At 66.7% G+C, this 17923-nt stretch carries 14 protein-coding genes and 4 pseudogenes; 3 read left to right on the top strand and 15 right to left on the bottom strand.

Annotated elements, in window-relative coordinates; translation table 11 throughout:
• Nucleotides 1–419 precede the first annotated feature (419 nt).
• The 4 genes and pseudogenes from AB0E14_RS26725 to AB0E14_RS26740 all read right to left on the bottom strand — a co-directional run bounded on the left by AB0E14_RS26725 (nucleotide 420) and on the right by AB0E14_RS26740 (nucleotide 3993).
• Nucleotides 420–1184, bottom strand: a pseudogene (locus AB0E14_RS26725) (transposase family protein).
• Between the two features lie 140 nt (nucleotides 1185–1324).
• Nucleotides 1325–2118 (bottom strand): annotated as a pseudogene (locus AB0E14_RS26730) (IS5 family transposase); the annotation flags it as partial.
• Nucleotides 2119–3185: 1067 nt separating this feature from the next.
• Nucleotides 3186–3743: a transposase gene (locus AB0E14_RS26735; protein WP_362423173.1), complete on the bottom strand. Its 558-nt coding sequence runs from the start codon at nucleotides 3741–3743 to the stop codon at nucleotides 3186–3188.
• Nucleotides 3736–3993 carry a winged helix-turn-helix domain-containing protein gene (locus AB0E14_RS26740; RefSeq protein ID WP_362423176.1) on the bottom strand — a complete coding sequence of 86 codons (258 nt, stop codon included), beginning with the start codon at nucleotides 3991–3993 and terminating at the stop codon, nucleotides 3736–3738. The genes AB0E14_RS26735 and AB0E14_RS26740 overlap by 8 nt, the downstream gene beginning before the upstream one ends.
• Nucleotides 3994–4299: 306 nt before the next feature.
• On the opposite strand from AB0E14_RS26740, the pseudogene AB0E14_RS26745 reads away from it, so the two are divergent.
• Nucleotides 4300–4762: pseudogene (locus AB0E14_RS26745) on the top strand (transposase family protein); the annotation flags it as partial.
• A 137-nt stretch (nucleotides 4763–4899) separates the two neighbouring features.
• On the opposite strand, the gene AB0E14_RS26750 reads toward AB0E14_RS26745, so the two are convergent.
• Nucleotides 4900–5478, bottom strand: coding sequence for a hypothetical protein (locus tag AB0E14_RS26750; RefSeq protein ID WP_362423179.1), 579 nt, complete (start codon nucleotides 5476–5478; stop codon nucleotides 4900–4902).
• Nucleotides 5479–5678: 200 nt separating this feature from the next.
• On the opposite strand from AB0E14_RS26750, the pseudogene AB0E14_RS26755 reads away from it, so the two are divergent.
• Nucleotides 5679–6105, top strand: a pseudogene (locus tag AB0E14_RS26755) (hypothetical protein).
• Nucleotides 6106–6112: 7 nt separating this feature from the next.
• Here AB0E14_RS26755 and tatC read toward each other — a convergent pair.
• From tatC to AB0E14_RS26805, 10 genes are all read right to left on the bottom strand, one after another.
• The gene (gene tatC, locus AB0E14_RS26760) at nucleotides 6113–7057 is read right to left on the bottom strand and encodes a twin-arginine translocase subunit TatC (RefSeq protein WP_362423182.1); all 945 of its coding nucleotides are present in this window, start codon (nucleotides 7055–7057) and stop codon (nucleotides 6113–6115) included.
• A gap of 59 nt (nucleotides 7058–7116) precedes the next feature.
• A complete protein-coding gene (gene tatA / locus AB0E14_RS26765; RefSeq protein ID WP_362423185.1) occupies nucleotides 7117–7410 on the bottom strand; it encodes a Sec-independent protein translocase subunit TatA in 294 nt (97 codons plus the stop codon).
• Nucleotides 7411–7559: 149 nt separating this feature from the next.
• The gene (locus AB0E14_RS26770; RefSeq protein WP_362423188.1) at nucleotides 7560–8048 is read right to left on the bottom strand and encodes an ATP-binding protein; all 489 of its coding nucleotides are present in this window, start codon (nucleotides 8046–8048) and stop codon (nucleotides 7560–7562) included.
• Between the two features lie 167 nt (nucleotides 8049–8215).
• Nucleotides 8216–8617 carry a DUF6009 family protein gene (locus tag AB0E14_RS26775; RefSeq protein WP_362423191.1) on the bottom strand — a complete coding sequence of 134 codons (402 nt, stop codon included), beginning with the start codon at nucleotides 8615–8617 and terminating at the stop codon, nucleotides 8216–8218.
• Nucleotides 8614–10137: a phage/plasmid primase, P4 family gene (locus tag AB0E14_RS26780; protein ID WP_362423194.1), complete on the bottom strand. Its 1524-nt coding sequence runs from the start codon at nucleotides 10135–10137 to the stop codon at nucleotides 8614–8616. Before AB0E14_RS26780 ends, AB0E14_RS26775 begins: the two co-directional genes overlap by 4 nt.
• Nucleotides 10134–11231 (bottom strand): bifunctional DNA primase/polymerase, encoded by a 1098-nt coding sequence (locus AB0E14_RS26785; protein ID WP_362423197.1) that lies wholly within the window; start codon nucleotides 11229–11231, stop codon nucleotides 10134–10136. The genes AB0E14_RS26780 and AB0E14_RS26785 overlap by 4 nt, the downstream gene beginning before the upstream one ends.
• Nucleotides 11232–11791: 560 nt before the next feature.
• Nucleotides 11792–12166, bottom strand: coding sequence for a DUF6009 family protein (locus AB0E14_RS26790; RefSeq protein ID WP_362423200.1), 375 nt, complete (start codon nucleotides 12164–12166; stop codon nucleotides 11792–11794).
• A 201-nt stretch (nucleotides 12167–12367) separates the two neighbouring features.
• Entirely contained in the window at nucleotides 12368–13918 is a 1551-nt protein-coding gene (locus AB0E14_RS26795) for a phage/plasmid primase, P4 family (RefSeq protein ID WP_362423203.1), read from the bottom strand.
• On the bottom strand, nucleotides 13915–14997 hold the full coding sequence (locus tag AB0E14_RS26800) for a bifunctional DNA primase/polymerase (RefSeq protein ID WP_362423206.1): 1083 nt from the start codon (nucleotides 14995–14997) through the stop codon (nucleotides 13915–13917). Before AB0E14_RS26800 ends, AB0E14_RS26795 begins: the two co-directional genes overlap by 4 nt.
• A 1068-nt stretch (nucleotides 14998–16065) precedes the next feature.
• Nucleotides 16066–16401 carry a hypothetical protein gene (locus tag AB0E14_RS26805; RefSeq protein ID WP_362423209.1) on the bottom strand — a complete coding sequence of 112 codons (336 nt, stop codon included), beginning with the start codon at nucleotides 16399–16401 and terminating at the stop codon, nucleotides 16066–16068.
• 1214 nt (nucleotides 16402–17615) lie between these two features.
• Here AB0E14_RS26805 and AB0E14_RS26810 point away from each other — a divergent pair.
• On the top strand, nucleotides 17616–17923 hold a 308-nt coding region (locus AB0E14_RS26810), incomplete at its 3' end, for a transposase family protein (protein WP_362423212.1).

Genomic DNA, 17923 nt, shown 5'->3' on the forward strand with positions numbered 1-17923 from the left:
CGGCCCCCGCCCTGTCGCGACCAGCGAGCGGGGGTGCTCCAAAGGGGATCAGCTCTGCCTCTTCGACCGCCCGAGTGGGAGCGAAAGATCAAGAAATCGCACCCTATTCTCGGTCCGCTGAACCGGCAAGGGCCTCGAATTCCGCCCCACCGGGCTCCCTCGCGAGCCTGGCGATTTCGATGGACAGCGTCATGTACGAAAGGGTGGGCCGTGTTGCTGAATGACCGCTTGACAGACCTGGAACAACGCGTGTCCCAACTTTCACTTGAGGTTCTGAAGCTGGAAGCAGCCCTGAATCGCCTGCTGAGTCAGCTGGCACTTCCCGAGTCGGCTGACACCGGCGACCGGTGCTCCTGAGAGGGATCGCCCCGGTCCTCACGACGGACCGGGGCGGGGAATCACGCCGTGAGCCTTTTCCATCACCGCTCTGAGCTGGCCAGATGCAGGGCGAGGACGGCTTGGACGAGAGCGGTGATGCGGGTGGTCGAGCACCGGATCTTGCGGAGAAGTCTCCAGGCTTTGATGTGGCCATGGCCTGCTCGACGAGTGCGCGTCTCTTCGCGTGCGAGCGGTTGACGGCCTTCTGGCCGGTGGAAAGGGTTTCCCAGCGGCCCCAGGAGGGGCGCGGACCGTTCCACTGCACCCCGATAGGCCTTGTCCGCCCAGCAGGTGACGCCGACCTCGGCAAGGGCGTCGACGACGCCGTGTTCGCGGGCGCGCGGACATCGTGGACGGCGCCGGGCAGGGCCGCTGAGGCCCACAGCAGCCGGCCGAAGGGGTCGGTGAGGACCTGCACGTTCACCCCGTGCTTTTTGCGTTTCCCGGAGCAGAAGGGCCGGCCCGCGGCGATACGGTCGATCGGCAGGAGCGTGCCGTCCAAGAACACGAACGTTTTCGTCGATGCCGTTCGCACGGCGTCTGCCAGGGCAGGAGCGAAGTCAGCCAAGAGGCCGACGGCTTCGGCGACGTACCGGTAGGCGGTCGTGGTTCCGATGCCGAATCCGGCTGCGAGCCGGGCATATGTGTGCCCCACCCGCAAATTGGGCCAGCGCGAGCAGGGCCTGACGGCCGATGCTCAGACGCCGCCAGCGGGAGCCGATCGCGCGACGGTGCCGCCGCAGACGGCTGGACAGGAAACGCAGGGCAGAACTGGACACGTCGACACCCGACGGATAGACAAGCATGCGAAGACCCTGGTGAAGACGGTTCTCTTGGTCGAAAAACCATCTACCAGGGCTTCACCACGTTGTCAGCCCAACCGGCAAGCTCCTGCGGCAGGTTGGAAAGAGCTCGGCGAAGCCCTTAGACCTCGTTTCACTTGGTGCCGGTGGTTGATGAGGCTGGTGGCGATGGCCGTGATGGCGAGGAAGTGCTCGGGCTTGTGCTCGTAGCGGCGGTGGAGCCGGCGACAGCCGGCCAGCCAGGACATGGTCTGTTCGACGACCCGTCGGTGACGTCCCAGCCGCTGTGATGTCTCGATCCCCCGACGGGCAGTCCGAGGCGTGATGCCCCGGCCGCGGAGCCATCGCCGCGGTTGGGGGTAGTCGTAGCCTTTGTCCCCGTGGAGCTTGTCGGGCCGTCGGCGGCGGGGGCCTCGACGGCTGCGGATCGGCGGTATCGACGCGACGAGCGGCTGCAGAGCGAGACTGTCGTGGGTGTCCGCCGCAGAGATGGCGACCGCGACCGGCAGACCGGACCGGTCGGTGACGAGGTGGATTTTCGATCCCATCTTGCCGCGATCGGTCGGATTCGGTCCGGTCAGAAGCCCCCTTTGAGGGCCCGGACACTCACCGAGTCGATAGCGAAACGCGACCAGTCCAGCTCTCCCTGGGCGCCGAGTTCATCCAGGACGACCCGGTGCAGACGGGCCCAGACCCTGTCCTTGCTCCAGCGGGCGAACCTCCGGTAGACCGTCGGCCAGGCCGGCCCGAACAACGGCGGCACCTGCCGCCACGTGCAGCCCGACGTCGCCCCGAACACGATCGCGGCCAGACACTCACGATCCCCGGCCCGCCGGCGGCCGCCTCCTTGCGGGCGTATCACCACCGTCTCGGGCACCACCCTGCGGAACAACTCCCACAACTCATCCGGCACCAGCCGCTCGGCAAGACTCGTCATGCCCAGCACAACGAGCCAAACCACCAAAGGAAACGACGTCTAGCGCAGCGCGGTGAACTGAGCCTCGATGCGGTTGAGCCAGGAACTGTTGGTAACAGGGCAGGCCCCTGGTCGGTTGCGTGGTGATCTCACTGAGCCTCTTTCATCCTCGGGTTCCGAGAGTGAAGATCAAGAGCATCGCTGCAGGTCAGCAGCTCGCGGGATCGTGCGGAGTCCAGGATGAAAGAGGTTCAGTCGCCACCAGGACCCGTGGTGAGTGCTACCTGTGTGGCTGTGAGGGACTTACCACGAGCCCCAGCACCCGGTTGCGGCCGGAGACGGATAGGTCCCGTGCCAGCCCGCGCCGATTATGACGCGTACGGGAGAAAGGCCCGGTGCCCAGACGCACTCTGGAACGCAGTACCACCGGGCCGCCCCCACCTTCTTCCCCGCCCCGTAGGGCACGGCCGTCTGGAACGATGCCCAGTGAGCTTCTTCAGAACGGCCACGATCGGGTGACGGCCTGATCCACGGAGGCCGAGCGCGACCGCAGATCAGAGACGGATCAACTCCACAGAGCCGTTCACCCTCTGGAGTGGCCGCTGAAGAGGTTCAGTAACCGGGAGGACAGGAAGTGCCGGGCAATCGCTCTGGCTGCCGCCCGGCTCGGCCTGCACGCCCCGGCCGAGCCAGACCCCGGCAGGTGTCAGCTCGCCTGTTGGCGCATGAGCGTTCGACCCAGGCGTTGTACGCGCAATTTTCCGTCCCGTGAACCCTGCTCAAGGCGGCCGGGATCTTGCTGGGGTGTCCTCAGCGATTGTGGGTCTGCGGGAACTCGAAGGTGAGCTCCTTGTGAGTGAGGTGGGACAGAAGTTCCCTGACCTTGCCTTCAGAGCGGGCGTCGCAGGTTACGGTCAGACGCCCACGGCTGCTCAGTCCACCTGACTGGGTCTTCACGACTGTTCCATATTGATCAAAAACTCATGGGGTTCTCGTCCAGGACGTAGCGGACGTGCGGGCCGCCGAAGTAGCCGCGGACGATGTGCCGCTGACGTTGACGCTGAGGTTGAAAGGGTGGGGTGACAGGGCTACGGGGGCTCCAGCCCGAGTCCGGCCTGGGCTATGAAGCCCTCGAGGATCCCGGGTCTCCGTTGGATGTCGCGTAGGCGGTTTTTCAGGAGCGGGGTGAGGCCGTCGATCGTGCGGGGTGCGAGGTTGGCCAGGGAGTTCTTCAGGTGGGCCCAGACGCCTTCGACGGGGTTGAGGTCGGGTGCGTACGGAGGCAGCTTGATGATGGTGAGCCAGTCGCTGTTGCGGTCGCAGAAGTCCCGCAGGGCCTTGGCGTGATGGGTGCTGGCGTTGTCCCACACCACGATCAGCGGGGCGCCGCCGAGCTGCCGGCGGGCGGAGGTCAGCAGGTCGGAGAACTCGCGGGTCCGGAAGCCCTTCTTCTCGCCGGTACGGCCCCGGTACGTCTGCGTCCGGTAGATCAGCCTGGTTGCGCGGCCCGGCCGGACTCGGCCATCAGGACCCGGCCGGATCCTTTCCCCGTCACCCTGACCAGCGGCGTCCTGCCACGCCTTGACCAGGTCCGCCCCTTGCCGGGCTTCAGGTCCTGGCCGGCCTCGTCCTCGAAGACTATCCACGCGCCCAGGATCTGGGCCGTCCTCTTACCCGTGAGCACTGCTCCGTCCGCCACCGCTCTACGGCCTGCTCGTCGCGTTCGACGGCCCGGTGGGCGGGGACCTGCGGTGACCAGCCCAGCCGGTGCAGCAGGTAGGACACACCGCGCGGGGTGGACCGGTAGCCGAACAGGCGATGGATCAGCTCCGCGACCCTGGCCAGGGTCCACTGCTGGTCCTCGCACCAGCCGTGCGCGGCGGGTCCGGCCTCCAACTCGGCCTGCAGGCACTCGGTCTGGTCATCGCTGAGCTGGCAGGGAAAGCCACCAGGCCCCTTCGAGGCCAGGGCTGATCTGCCGCCGTCCCGCCAGGCCGCGTGCCAGACGTAGGCCGAATCCGCGACACCCGTAACCTGCGGGCCACCTCCGGCAGCCGCACCCCTTGCTCGAACATCTCCGCGGCCCCGAAGCGCACCGCCTCACGCTTCGCCCGCCCCGCAGCGGTCAGACCGCCGCCATCCGCGTACCTCATGACGAGGATGTAGCACCGCCAACGCCCCCTGTCACCCCACCCTTTCAACCTCAGCGGCACCCTCGTGGGCACCGACCGGATCGGCGCGGACGAGCCGTACTACTCGACGAAACACCGCAAGCACAGCATGAACGTGCAGGTCATCGCCCGCCGGGACGACACACCGCTGTGGTTCTCCCGTGCTCTGCCCGGGCGCACCCACGCCCCGACCGCGGCCCGGGCCCCACGACATCGTCCAGACCCGCCTCACCAGACAGATCCTCGTCCCCGCCGACCACGCCTACCAAGGCGCCGGCGCCACCGTCCGCACCCCCTACTACCACCACCGAATCCAGCCGCCGCACTACCAGCAGTTCAACCGGAACCACGCCCGACTCCGCACGCCAGGCGAACACGCCTTCGCCCGGCTGAAGTCACGGCGCATCCTGCGACAGCCACGCTGCTCCACCAACCGCACCAGCCAGATCATCAAGACCGTTCACACCCTCCTGACCTGCGAACACTCAGGATGAAAAGGGCTCACTGAGCCTCCTCAGAACAACCACGATCGGGGTGACGACTGTGCCCCGCAGCATCGACTGCATTCGCAGCTCAGGAGCCAGTCAACCGAGAATAACCGTTCACCCTCAAGAGTGGCCGCCGAAGAGGTTCAGCGGATATATTTCTTGGAAAATACTGAAACGTACTCCCGCACATTGTCTCCATATTCGGGGGGGGTGCACTCCAGGACATATTCTCCATGGAATGATCGCCCGGGAAGGAAGCCAGGAAGGGGGTTGATTCCGTGCCCCATTTTCTTGATCGATCCGATGGCGAGGCAAGATGTGTCGAAGTATCCCACATCCTCGCGATCTCCGAAGGCAATTTGGAGACCTTTCGGTGCCCGAAAAACAATAAAATATGCCGTACCGCCCACGGGCAGTTCCTTGAGTTTACGTGCGTTCAACTCCCACAAATGACCGAAGTCACCTGAATACGAAATAGCGCACACTATTTGCCGTACGCATTCCTCAAAATTATCTCCTGTGAGCAGATTCCTGTATATATAATCTCGCGTCGCTTCATTAATATTCGCCATCCATGGCTGCTCCATAATGAGGTGCGCCATCTCCTCAGCGAGGCGCGTCATCTCCTCCGCGTCAACCTCTTCCGGGCCGCGACGAAAGCGCTGCAGTCCGCGCACAAAGCCCTCGGCATGCGCTTTCAGGGGCTCGACATTCCAAAACATGCGCTCTCCTTAGTTTATGACGCATGGTTTTCATTGTCCTTCAGCTTGCCCGTTTTGGTGGGGTCAAAACGGGCAAGCAAACGGGAAGAAAGTGAAGCACGTTCAGAACGCCTACTGATCCCTTTTCATCCCGTCCCTGGCGGGTGAAGTTGCTGGTCAGAGGGGCATGAAGTGACGTGGCAGGGCCCCTGGTCGTTGGCGTGGCGACTTCACTCAACACACCGGCGACCGAAGGGGCCCTGTTGGTTCCGTATTCTTCCATGCTCGACGTCCCGCACGGCCTCCTCGAGCATGCCTCGTGGCTGATCCACGCCGCCGGGAGGAGCTGAACTCTCCGTGGCGGCGCCTGGGTTGCTTCAAGCAGGCACTCATGGCCGGCACATCTGCGGAAAAGCGAAACGTTCCCGCAGCTCGCGGCCGGTTTCGGTGTCTCCACGCCACCGCGAACAACCCACCCACTACCAACAGTTCAACCGCGACCACGCCCGACTCCGCACGCCAGGCGAACGCGCCTTCGCCCAACTCAAGACCTGACGCATCCTCCGACGAGCCAGATGCTCCACCCGCCGCATCAGCACCATCGCCCAAGCCGCCCACACACTCCCGACCAGCAACTATTCAGGATGAAAACGGCTCACTGAGCCTCTTCAGCGGCCACTCCAGAGGGTGAACGGCTCTGTGGAGTTGATCCGTCTCTGATCTGCGGTCGCGCTCGGCCTCCGTGGATCAGGCCGTCACCCGATCGGTGACCACTCCGAAGATCCCTACTGACTTCGCCGAGTTCGCTGTCGGTGTCGCCGCCGGCCCGGGCCCTGCGCCGGTCGTGGAGGAGCGAGAAACCGACGGCGCCGAAGTACAGGACGGTGATCGGGCCCGCGAGAGCGATCATGCCGATGGGGTCGGTGGTGGGGGTGACGACAGCACCGAAGAGGAAGACCCCCAGGATGACACCGCGCCACCAGCCGGCCATCCGCCGTCCCGTGACGACACCGGTGAGGTTCAGCATCACGAGGACGAGCGGCAGTTCGAAGGCGAGACCGAAGACGAGCACCATACGCAGGGTGAAGTCCAGGACATCGCCGAGAGAGAGGATGTTCGCGGAGCCACCGGGCGTGAGACTGAGGAGGACCTTCACGCTGACGGGGAGGATGAGGTACGCGAGGTAGGCACCGGCCGTGAAGAGCGGGACCGCGGCGCCGACGAAGACGTAGGTGTACTTCTTCTCGTCCTGGTGCAGGCCGGGAGCGATGAAGGCCCAGAGTTGGTACAGCCAGACCGGACTCGCGACGACGAGACCCGTCACGAGGCTGATCTGGATCGTCATGCTGAACGGCGCCATCAGCGTGTTGAAGGAGACGATCGCACAGTTGCCGCCGTCGCTCGTGACGCCGGGGCCGCACTGGGGCACCGACCTCGCCAGGAACCGCATCAGCTCCTCGCTGTACACGAGGGCCACGACGGTGGCCGCGACGATGGCCAGCAAACCCTTCGCCATGCGGTCGCGAAGTTCACGCAGGTGCTCCACGAGGGGCATGTGGCCCTCGGGGTCCTTCTCCTGCTTGCGGGCGGACTTGAGCAACCCACGTCCTCATCTCGTGCGGCGGCCTCCGCTCGAGCGCAGGCCGCGACGGACCGGGGTCAGCGCCGGGCCGCGTCCGAAGGCTCGGTCACGGGAGGCGAATCGGCCGCATCACCACATGCGGCCTCAATCGTGCGCGGGGCAGACTGCTCCTGCGCGCCGGGGGTGGGCGGGTCCACCACGACGACGGGTGTCACCTGCTGGTCGTCCGCCTTCATCGCCTTGGCCTCGCTCTTGAGAATGCGAGCCGACTTGCCCAGCGAACGGGCCATGTCCGGAAGCTTCTTGGCGCCGAACAACAGGATGATGACGACGAGAATGAGAATGATCTCGGTGGGACCGAGCCTGCCCATGGCTGTTTCCCTTCTTTACCACGCGATGGCGAACGCCAGACAGCGGCGAACGCAGTAGCCAAAACGCCGGAAGGCGCTCGGTGAAAGCATCATTCGATTCCTCATACGGGGATGGGACTGTGGTCGGCGGAGGCAGAACGCCGGCCTCGTCACGAGGCTGCCGAGAGCCGCGCCCAATGTGTGGTGGCCCCGTCCGTGTGGCGGTACCAGCCATGGGATTCGGCCAGCGCCTCGACGATGCCCAGGCCTCGGCCGTGTTCCTCCTCCGTACAGGACGAGGTCCAGGCCCCTTCCTCGCAGGCTGGCCCGCCATCCGTGACTCCCACCCATATCCCGGTGGCGGCACGGTCCCGATGCAGACGGAGAGTCAGCGGGGGGCAGGCGTGCTCGACGGCGTTGGTCACGAGTTCCGACACCACCAGCACGACGGTGTCGGGGTCACCGATCTTCCAGCTGTGCATGAGCTCCCGCACAGCGTTCCGCGCGGCGGCCACCACCTGGGGACAGTGCTCGAGGACGTGGCTCACATCGGTGTGATCGCTGTGATCAACAGGTTCCTGTGCGCTGCCGGAAGGGGAGAAACCCGCCTGCGGACCGCTGGCGTCGGCTGCGTCGAGAGAGTTGCTGCTGACGTACATACATCACATCCGAAGCATCTGCGCCTTGTCCGTATGACTGGATTACCTACTTCATATAAGGATGAATCGGACCTAGGGGCATCAGGGAAAGTCCCTAATGCCGTCCTGGGAACTCGTCACGGTCGGCCCTGGACATCGTCGCGGCGCCCGCGAGCAGGCCGGGAGCGCTAGAGCGGCAGCGTGATGCCGAGCTCCTGCATCGCGGTCGACGGCGGACCGCCCTCGGAACGTTCGGTCTTGCGTCCTTTGGTACCGGGGGCGAGTGTCTGCGGATCGATGCCTTCGGACGGTCCCGACGCGCGGTACAACCCCTCGGGAACCGAGTCCCGGTCGTGAGGCAGAAGCCAGAAGACGCGGCGCCGGAAGGTTCCCGAAGCACGGGAGGCCTTCGAATCGGGGCCGAGGATGGCATAGCCGACCATGCGGCCGTCGCGGAAGTACGCCGGCCTGCCGCCTCGGGTGGGCAGACGGTCGAGGCTCTGGCGGACGTAGTCGAGCTGTCCGATGTCCTCGAGCCAGACCAGTTCGGTCTCGTACTTGATCTCGTCGTCGCTGATCAGGGCACTCATGCCGTCTCCTCGTCGGCGAGCAAACCGATTCCAGGGTAGTACTTCCTCGAATTCGACAAGATCATCTCTTTCGGGGACGACACACCGACGAGTTCGCGGGTCCGCTGTGCGAACGCGCGACTGGTGGCCGGCGGGGAACCCTCACTCGTACACCACGCCCGGTAGGCGTCGTAGAGGGTCTTCTGTTCGGTGCGGGCATCGGGATTGAGGAGGCAGGCCTCGTCATAGAACCGTCCGGTGTGGTCTTCCGTCTCGGCGTACGCGGTGGTGGCTATACGGACCTTGTCGGGACCTGTGAGGTCCTTGTCGCCGGCAAGATACCGCCGGGCCCCTTCGACGAGCCAGTTCAGGATGCCGGGCCCCTCCTCGGCGACGAGGATGTCGGCGAGATTGTCGATCTTGCGGTCGTCGGCGACGGTTCGCTCGAAGGGAATGAGCCGCATACGGCGCCAGAAGGCGAAACCTCCGGTCCCGACTTCGGGGCGGTGGTTGCCGAGGAGCCACAGCTTGTGGGTGGGCGCGAAACTGAAGAAGTCCTGCCGCATACGGCGCGCCTTGATGCGGTCGCCTCCCGTCAGGAGTTTCACGCGTGCTTCGTCGAATCTGTCACCGGGCTTGACCTCCGAGCACACGATGATGCGACGGCCGTGGAGTTCGGCGAGATCGGTGGGATGGCCCTCGTACGGCCGGGCCATCAGAAAGCCGGGCGGAGCGGCGTCCGCGTAGTCGCCCATGAGTTTCATGAAGAGGTCGAGCAGAACCGATTTTCCGTTCTTGCCCGCCCCGAAGAGAAAGGGCATGACCTGAGCGCCGACGTCACCGGTGATCGAGTATCCCAGAAGCAGTTGGAGGTACTCGATCATCTTGGCGCCTTCGGGGTCTTCTCCGAAGGTGTCGGTGAGGAACCGGAGGAACCGTGGGGTCGGCATGGCCCTGGGCCCGGTGGTGGTGCAGCGTGAGTTGAGGTCGGTGTTCGGGTCGGGAGTCCTCAGCATGCCCGTGCGCAGATCGACCACGCCCGCGGGGGTGCACAGGACGTAGGGGTCGGAGTCCAGCATGGCCGCGTTGAGGACCAGGCCCGGAGCGGACCTTGCCTGCGCGAGCATGGCGTTGATGCCGGAGGTGCTCAGGGCCCGTTTGCGGTGCTTCCTGAGGGCCTCCGTGCTGTGGATGCCCCGGGGGTCGGTCGTGGCGATCTCCTCGCCGATCTCCCCCGCTGCCCACAGGACCGTATCGTCCTCGTCCATCTGCCAGCGGGTCGTGTCCCAGCGGTACCAGCCCAAGCCGGGAACGTGCCGGAAGTCGGAGGCGTAGGTCCGCACGAAGAGCTTGGCGTTACCCCGGTCGGTGAGACTGTCGGGCAGGAGACCGTCGGCGGTTGCCGGTCCTGCGGAGCGGACGGGCTGCGCGGCTGCCTGCGAACGGGCGAAGGCCGCGTTCTTGGCGATGATCTGCTCGGCGATCGCCTGCGGATCGAAGTCGAACAGCACGTCCTCACCTCCGCCCGTGGTGCTGGTCACGGCCGGCCCCCCCTACGGAAAGGGCTTCGGGAACCGGCCGCCATGCCACTGCGGATGATCTGCGCGGCCCGCCATTCCTGCCCGGGGCGCGCGATCCCCGCCGCTTCCCGCAGGAGGCGGTCGGCTTCGTCGTGGGAGAGATGACCCGTGGCCGCGAGGCCTCCGGCCGTGTAGGCGGCGCGGTTGAGCTTCTCGGAGAAAGCAGCACCTTCCGGTACCGCCGCGCACGCGGTCACGTCCGCGAGGACGGTCGCCAGGGCCCTGGCGGCCGGGATGGCACCGGCACCGGCCGCGACGACAGCCTGCCGGGCACGGGCGGGGAAGGCTCGGGGTGCCGGACTGCCCGCGGCGGGCAGGTGGTTGGTGCGCTCCAGCTCCTGTGCGAGCCAGGGCGGCAACGATGCGGGCAGACGCACGGAACCCAGCGGGGCGTACGTTCCCGCGGGCGTGGTGGTGCCGGGCGCGACGATGTAGCCGCTGTCGGCGCGTACGTCGACCTGCCAAGCAAGGGCTCGACTGCCTCCGGAGCCGGTGGAGCACTGCCAGCGGCGCGCGTCGGTGGCGCGGTACCAGATGTGCAGGCCCCCCGAAGGAGTCCGCACACGCAAGGTGCCGGTGTCGTCGGCCGGGTTCCGCTCCCCCCGCAGCGCGGCCAGGACGGCGAGTGTGTGGAACCCGGTGGTCATCGCTGACACGTCGATGTCCTGCGCGATCGTGATGCCCGGGAGGAGCCTCGCGCGCGCCGGCGGGGGCGAGGGGTGGGCGTCGATGTCGATGACCACGAGGCCCGCCGCGCCACAGGCGACCCCGACGCCCATCCGTGGGCTCTGGCCCCACCAGCGCCGGATCCGGTTCGTGTCGAGCGTCGCGGCGTGGAAGCCGTGACACCAGCGCCCCGAAGCCCGGCACGGGCACTCCTGGCGGTCATGGGGTCGCGATCGGCACTCCTCGCAATTGGCTGCCGGGGTCTTCCTACCCGGCGCCAGCGGGTGGACGGGCCAGCCGTGGCCGGCGCACCACAGTGCGACCGCGAGCGGCTCAGGGACTGAGGACGTGGTCGGGTTACTGAGGGGAACCCGCGGGTGAGCAGGCATCTTTCCCCCATCAGCGACTGAAGCGACTCAAGAACGCCGTTAGCCTAGCGAAATTGCCCAGCGGGGCGGACACCCTCCCGAGCGGCCCCTCCGGACGCGACACAGCGACTGAAGCAGCGCTGAGAGACCCTCCAGCGTTCAGTCACTGCCTTCAGTCGCTGCACAAAACAGCAGGTCAGAGGCGTACTCCCACAGAGAACAGCGACTGAAGCGACTGAAGCTCCCTATTTATCAGCCACATCTTTCGGTTCATATAGAGCTGATATACCCGAGCTTGAGTCGCTTCAGTCGCTGTTTGATCAACGTCACTGCTCTGACCTGCGGTTTTATGCAGCGACTGAATGTCCTTCGGTCGCTGCTCCTGAGTCGCTGCCCGAAGAGGCAGACTTTGAACGAGCGACTCGAACGGCACTCTCGTTCGGTGAGCGATCTCCAGTTCGATCCCGCTTCCCTGCCTGCCGGTGGCACGCAGTGCAGTCGTCCCACCGGCAGGCGCGCCTGCCTTACCTGGCAGCACGCCGACCGGAAGTGACGGGAGTTCAGGGACCGAAGGGACTCGGCTACGCGACTGTCGTCGCCGAACCGCGCTGCGATCGCGCGGTCTTCTTGCCGACCTGCCGAGGCTGGATGGTCCGCGGGTCCACGGCCTCCCCCGGAGCCCCCTCACGGTAGAGACCGTTCGGCTCGGCGTCCCGGTCGTGCGGGAGCAGGTAGAAGACGCGCCGCTTCTGCAGCCCGCTGTCGGGGTCCGCCTCGGCCGTGTCGCTGAGCTCGGTGAAGCCGATCATGCGTCCGTCGCGGTGGTAGCGCGGCTTTCCGCGGCGGCGTGGGGTCTTGTCGAGAGCTTGGCGTACGTAGTCGAGATCCTCAGGGTCTTCCAGCCACACCACTTTGTCCTCGTGGGTGAGATCGCCTGGTGTCAGTAGCGAACTCATGGCTTGAGTCCCTTCTCGTTCACGTCGTCCGTCCGCAGTCCCAGCACCATCGTGTTCAGCGCCGGTACTGGTATGGGGCCGACCGTCGTGGGCTGAGGCTTGCTTGCTCGGCTCATGATTCCTGTCCATGGTAGGCGGGTCGATCGTCTTGCGGGAGGACGCGTACCGGCATCCCGTCGCGACTTGCCCGGAACTGTCGCGTCACGAGGCCTGTTCCTCCACCAGCAGGGCGAGTCCGGGGTAGAACTTCTGACCGTTCGAGCGCAGCATCTCGCTCGGCGAGGCGACGCCCACCTCGGCACGGATTCGCGTGGCGAAGGCACGGGTTGTGGCGGGTCGCAGCCCCTCGCCGTCCTGGCACCAGCTGCTGTAGGCGCGGTAGAGGGCGCCTTGCTCGACCCTGAGGTCGCGGGGCTCGTCGAGGTCGGATCCCGTCGTGCAGCACTCGGCGAGGAAGCGTCCGATGTGGTCCTCGGTGGTGGCGTAGGCCTGGGTCGCGGTACGGACCACGCTGGGGCCGGTGAGCGGAGGCTTCGTCGCGAGGTACGCCGCGGCTCCCTGGATCATCCAATGGAGGATGCCGGGACCCTCGTCGTGGACGAGGATCTCCGCGAGGTTGTCGATCTTCCTGTGGTCGGGGACGACCTTCTCGAAGGGGATCAGCCGGATCCGGCGCCAGAAGGCGTGGCCGCCCGTGCCCACCTCGGGACGGTGGTTTCCCAGCAGCCACAGCTTGTGCGTCGGCTCGAAGCTGAAGAAGTCCTGCCGCATACGGCGGGCCTTGAGCCGGTCTCCACCGGTCAGGAGCTTGACGCGGGCCTCGTCGAACTTGTCGTGGGGCTTGAGCTCGCTGCACACGAACAGCCGGCGTCCATGGAGTTCCGTCAGCTCCGTGGAGTGCTCGTTGAACTTGCCGCGTTCCATGAGAAAACCGGGCGGAGCCACGTCGGCGTAGTCGCCGAGGATCTTGATGACGACGTCGAGGAGGGCCGACTTGCCGTTGGCGCCCACGCCGTAGAGGAACGGGAGGACCTGGCCCCCTACGTCTCCGGTGATCGAGTAACCGAGGAGGAGATGCAGGAAGTTGACCATTTCCTTGCCCTTGTCGTCCTCACCGAAGGTCTGGGTGAGGAACTCCTGGAACCGTGGGGTGGGCATCGCCTCCGGGGCGAGGAACGTCGCACGCGAGTGAAGGTCGCGCGTGGGATCGGGCTTGCGTAGCTCGCCGGTACGCAGGTCCACGACTCCGGCGGGGGTGCACAGCGCGTACTTGTCTCCGTCGAGGGTGTCGGGATCGAGGGCGAGTCCGGGCGATGCCTTCGCCTGGGTGAGCATGGCCTTGACGCCGGAGGTGGACATGGTGCGCTTGCGGTGCTGCGCGAGGTCCCGGTCCGTGAAGACGCCGCGGGGGTCGTGGGCGGGTAGTTCCTCCGCCATGTCGCCCGCCGCCCAGATGGCGGCCTTCTCGCCCCCGGTGCGCTTCCACCGGTACTCGTCCCACACGTACCAGCCCAGTCCTTCGACGTGACGGAACCTGTCGTGATGCAGGTGGGCGAACAACTTCGCGTTACCACGGTCGCTGAGGCTGTTCAGGAGCCCCGCCTGGATGAAGTCCGAGGGCGTTCTTGCGGCAGGGGCCGTCTTCGGCTGGGCGGGAAGCTGCGGCGCGGTCCCGGCGGAGTCGGTGGCGAACGCGGCGAGCTGTTCGGCCGCCGCCTGGGCGTTGAACCCGGTGCTTCCGGCGCTGCTCATGTGCGTTCCTTGGGGTGGATGGGTCGGGCGCTGCCGGCCCGGAGGCCGGATTCGACGATGCGGGCGTTCCGCCCGGGCTGATGAGGTCTCGCCTCGGCGGCTGCCCGCAGGAGGAGGTCACGGCATTCGGCCTCCGCGAGGTGTCCGCCCTGTACGAGCCCCCCCGCAGTGAACGCCGCGCGGTTGAGCTTCTCGGTGAAGGCCATGCCGGTGGGATTCGCAGCGCAGGCGCGGACCTCCTCGGCCAGCGAGACGAGAACGCGTCGCCCGTCGCCTGCGGGCTTCGGCGCGTGGGGCCGCGGTGAGGACACGGCGGCCCCGGGCTCGGTGATGTCCATGCTGTGGCCCGTCCGCGTCAGTTCGGCGGCGAGCCAGACGGGAAGCTGCGCGGGCCTGCGCCCTCCGGGGAGGGCCTGGTACTCGCCCGCTCTCGTACGAGTGCCGGGAGCGACGATGTACCCGTTGGCGGCGCGGATGTCGACCTGCCAGGCCAGAGCGGCCTTCATTCCCGAGCCGCTGGAGGACCTGAACCGGGGCCCGCTCAGGGCAGTTCGGTACCAGATGTGCATGCCACCCGAGGGAGTCCGCACGCGCAGGGTGGTGGTGTCCTCGCAGGGATCGGGCCGCTTCCGGTAGGCGGCCAGCAGGGCGATGGTGTCGAATCCGCTCTGCAGCCCGGTCAGATCCACCGCCTCAGGGATGGCGATGCCAGGCAGAAGACGCTCGCGGCCTGGGAGAGTCGCGGTGTGGGCATCCACGTCTATGACCACCAGCCCGGCGGCCCCCCCGCAGGCGACTCCGATACCGAAGCCCGGCTCAGCGGTCCACCACTCCCTGATGGTCTCCAGATCGGTGGTGGCCGAATGGAACCCATGACACCAGCCACGTCGCGTGTGACAGGGGCAGTTCCGCGGCTGGTGCTCGGCCCTGCCGCAGGACGAGCAGTTGGGTGCGGGCGTCTTGGCTCCAGGGACCAGAGGATGCACGGGATATCCGTGCCGGGCCAGCCATGAGGCGACCTCCAGTGGTGTCCGTCCGCTCGTAGCCTGCGACGGCTGATCCTCGGGTTGGACGGGCACTGGTTCTTCCTTGACGGTGTGTCGGCTCGTTCTCGATCTCGGTGTTCTTCTCCCTCAGCACCGCGTCTGCTCGGCCACTCTGAAGGGACTGAAGGGACTGAAGATCTACTATGCCGGAGGTTAGCGCAGTGGAGTGCGCGACTCACCTATGACGTGGCCCTTCTTGTGAAGTTGGGTCCCTTCGGTCCCTGGGTGGAGTCATTCTGGGTCGATTTGCCCTAAAGATCACGTACAACAGTACTGCGTGATCGGCGTGTCCCAGTCAGTCCCTCATTTGCCCCGAGCTTTGGACCCTGCCGGAGCACAGCTCCCCCTCTCCCGAGCCCCTCTCCCCCGCCCAGGGGCTGAGCCCGGTTCCAGACCCTTCGGTCCCTGTTCCTTCGGTCACTGATTAAACCTGCTGGTCAGGGGAGTGGCCCGCCGTCGTCAGGGACTGAAGGGACTCAAATCTCTAGTTATGAGCTACTCAGGCATATAGGGGGTTCTAGCGCTCGCGCACATACGCGCGCACACTAAGCGTGGAAAGGGCAATCTTGAGTCCCTTCAGTCCCTCTCTGAAAGGTTGAACAGCTCTGACCTGCACTTTTCTTCAGGGACTGAAGAAGCAGGGACTGAAGGACGGTCCAGTCCCGGTCCTAGAGGCACGAATTCATGGACCCGAGCAACGGCGGTAGCGGTCTGGTCCCTGATTCAGGGACCAGGGACCAGACGACGCCGACTGAGCCCATCCACCTGAGCTGAGGCGGACTACAGGGGTAAGAGGCAACCAAGGCGTCGAAAGATCCGGAGGCGGACGGCAGCGACGACGCTCGTCTCACTGCAGGCCGGGCTGATGTCGTCGGCCTCGTGGCTGCCGACGTACGCCGCGGCGTTGCTGCTTGCGCCCGTCGCGCAGCAGCTCCAGGCCCCCCACGGGCGACCGAGGCGAGCTTGCGGGCCAGCCCCGGTGCCGCCGCGTCCGAGGCGCCCCGCAGGTGAGCTCCTCCAGCAGAGCGCGCATCGACGGCGCAGGCAGGGGAACGGCTCGGCGAGCCCACGACGGGCGGAGTGGCCGTAGATCCATAGGATCTACGCCTCAGACGCCGGCCGCATCGAGACCCCGGTCGACCATTGGGCCTGGATCCGCTCGGCCTGCTCCAGGCGGCGGCGCACCTCCGCGTCGGTGACGACCGCGGGCATCAGACCGAGCTGCAGAGAGACTTCAGCCCGAGCTGCCCGGAACGCCGACACGACGGCGTCCTTCTGGTTCAGCGGGAGCGCGAGCCAGTCGGTGCGGCCGGTCAGCTCCAGGTCCTTGAGCCGGTCCAGCACCGCGTGCCCGAGCTGCTCATAGCGGCGCACGCGCTCCAGGTCGATGTCGTCGACCATGGCCCGCACCACGGCGGTCGGTCGATCTGCGGGCACAGCGACATGACATGCGCCACACCGCCCATACGGTGCCGTGGGTGGTGAAGATCAGGTCCTGCTGGACGTGCCGGATCGGCAGGCGCATCGTCAGTTCTCCAGTCAGGTACGGGTGGTGGTGGCGAGGAGGGCCTGCACCCGGAGGCCACCGGCGCGGTGGGTGCCGGAGGCCCTGCGGGTGGTGGTGGCGGCGGGTGTCGCGAGCCGGGTCTGGTCTGCATCGGCAGGGGCTCCGGTGCGAGGGCGTCGGTGACCGCCGGGGCGGTGGCTGCGGCGGCTTGTTCGCCGGTGGGCAGGTGGATGCGGGTATCGCTGCGGGTGGGGCGAGCTGGTCGGTAGGGGCGGCCACGGAGGTGGCCGCGGCGGGGCGCGGCCAGCATCGGGGAGACGCTCAGCAAGGCGGCCGCCGGGAAGCCGGATCCTCCGGTCGCCGTTGACGTCCCGGCTCACGCCGTGCACCAGCGGCGCGCGCCGCGCCTTGGTGTAGCAGCGGCCAATCGGCTCGAAGTCCAGCTCGCCGCCATGGGCGGCGGCCTCGCTCACTGGTCCTCCGGACGCCGTTGGGGCCGCCCTGGCACTGGACGATGTCCTCGGTCGTCTTGTTCTTGAGGGCGCCCATGCTGACAGACAGGCCCCAGATGATCGCCGCGGAAGTTGACCGCCATGATCGTCGGGCCGGGCGCCTTTGTCCATCCAGCCCACGACGACGTAGATCCAGAACAGTGCCGGGATGGCCACCGTGGCCATGGGAACCTGGAAGTAGCGCACCGCGTCGGTCGCGGCAGAGGGCTCGGGGAGGCACCCGTTTGCGTCGACGGTGCGGCCGTGGGCTTCGCGCCAGTGACGCGGGCCGAGACCCTGACCGACCAAACGGCGGTGTCGGTCTGGCGCAGCCGGACGACGGTCAGTTGCTCACCTCGCCGCTGCCCGGTCACGCCGTCGAGCTCAAGGTTGCTGGCCGCCGGGAAGTAGGCGGCGAGCTTGGCCTCGCGGCCGCGCCCGGCGGACAGGTAGGCGGCACCCCTCGACGCATCACCGCTCGTTAGCCTCGGGGCAACTTCAGCTCGAACCAGACCACCTTGCCGCCCGAGAGCCGTGTCGCTCCCCACCGCGTGGCCTGCCGTTTGACCAGGTAGAGCCCTAACGAGTTCGTGCACGGTAAGCGGTGAGACGTCGAGCCACGGATGGTCGATCATGGTGGGGTGGTGGGGACCGTGACTCGTGCAGCGATCGTCAGCAGCCGTCGGATCACGGGCCTGTCGGCCGATGTGATCGCTGAACTCGTCGCGGACCTCGGCCCGTTATGGCATGAGCGTCACCAGGCAAAGCTGGCCTCCCGGCCGCGGCAGCGGCGTGTGGGAGCCGGCGCGAAACACCGGCTGGTGTTCGTCGACCGGCTCCTGGCCACGCTCGTCCATCTCCGTCACGGGGTCACCCATGACGTGCTGGCCTGCTGGTTCGGCGTGGACCGCTCCACCATCACCCGGGCCATCGGCGAAGTGCGGCCCCTGCTCGCCGAGCG

Origin of the sequence: Streptomyces sp. NPDC047981, assembly GCF_040653315.1 — a bacterium.
Classification (GTDB): Bacteria; Actinomycetota; Actinomycetes; order Streptomycetales; family Streptomycetaceae; genus Streptomyces.